The 1,043-nt window shown below is 59.9% G+C and carries 1 protein-coding gene and 1 pseudogene; one reads left to right on the top strand and one right to left on the bottom strand.

The window, feature by feature from the left end:
* The first annotated feature begins 33 nt into the window (after positions 1-33).
* A complete protein-coding gene (locus ACJMNC_RS18370) occupies positions 34-777 on the top strand; it encodes a TetR/AcrR family transcriptional regulator (protein ID WP_030175636.1) in 744 nt (247 codons plus the stop codon).
* A gap of 111 nt (positions 778-888) precedes the next feature.
* Here the strand turns inward: ACJMNC_RS18370 and ACJMNC_RS18365 are convergent.
* Positions 889-1,043 (bottom strand): annotated as a pseudogene (locus ACJMNC_RS18365) (TetR family transcriptional regulator); the annotation flags it as partial.

The following is a 1,043-nucleotide window of genomic DNA, read 5'->3' as shown; positions in this document are numbered from 1 at the left end:
GGGGAGGGCCCTTCCGGTATCATTTCTTCCACAATGTCAGTCGTCCGTCGCGTTTCCTCCGCCCCATCTCAGGTACAGCGTCGGGTGCGTGATGCCCGTAGCACGCGGTGGGATGAACATCGGGTCGCGGTACGCGCACAGCTGGTCGAGGCGGCCATACGGGCCATCGAACGCTGTGGCGTAGGCGTCAGCATGGACGACATCGCTGCGGAGGCCGAGGTATCTAAACCGAAGCTGTACCGCTATTTCGGCGACAAAGCGGGCTTGAACGGGGCGGTGGCGGCGAAGCTCGGGGCGTTGATGTGGGAGTCGGCGCAAGTCACAATTTTTGCCGAGCAAGAACATGCTTCGGTCGACGACATGGTTCGCTCGTCTATCCAGTCGTACGTCGCGCTCGTCGGGCAACATCCCGTGGTCGTCAGATTTCTCATGGCGAATCATTTGTTTGAGTACTCCGGATCGGGAAGCGGCGGAGTTGCGGAGCAATTGAGGTCGGTGATGGAGGTCATCGCCGGTCGGTTTACTGAATCTCTGCAGCGTATTCATGCAGATACCTCGATTATTCCCATGGCCGTGGCGTCCATTCTGGGTTCTGGTCTATCTGCGACGCAGTGGTGGACCGACGGCGGTCGTGAGCAAGGGGTGGACGACAAGTTCTTCGCCGCACACCTGTTGGAAACGACGTGGGGAATCATCGATGGCGCGGGCGCGACCATAGGCGTCGCCTTCTCACGTGGTCTGCCATTCAGTCATCCCGGGTTCGCGTCCCGCCGCTAAGTGGACTGACCATGTTTGGCAGCGAGCCATTCGCCGAACTTGTTTTGCCAGTGGCGGCGCGATTCGACCGATTCTTTGCGTTGCGGTCGGGTTGATCGTGCGTTCCGGTTGAGGGGTGTGTGTGCGTTGGTGGGCGGCGAGGAAGTCGTCAACGATGTGCGCGCAGTCGTGCCGGTCGATGTTTCGTAGCCCGGTTCTTCGTGCGAAATACCAGCGGTCCGAGAAGTTGGCACATTGCGAGTTCGATGTCGAAGTCGTCTAGTGCC

The sequence above is a fragment of the Gordonia sp. VNK21 genome (genome assembly GCF_046098115.1).
GTDB lineage: Bacteria > Actinomycetota > Actinomycetes > Mycobacteriales > Mycobacteriaceae > Gordonia.
This window is presented reverse-complemented; position numbering and strand designations above follow the sequence as displayed.

What these genes read in the sequence shown, in the direction of transcription:
- ACJMNC_RS18370 (WP_030175636.1), top strand. Translation starts at nt 34, where the DNA reads ATGTCAGTCGTCCGTCGCGTTTCCTCCGCCCCATCTCAGGTACAGCGT.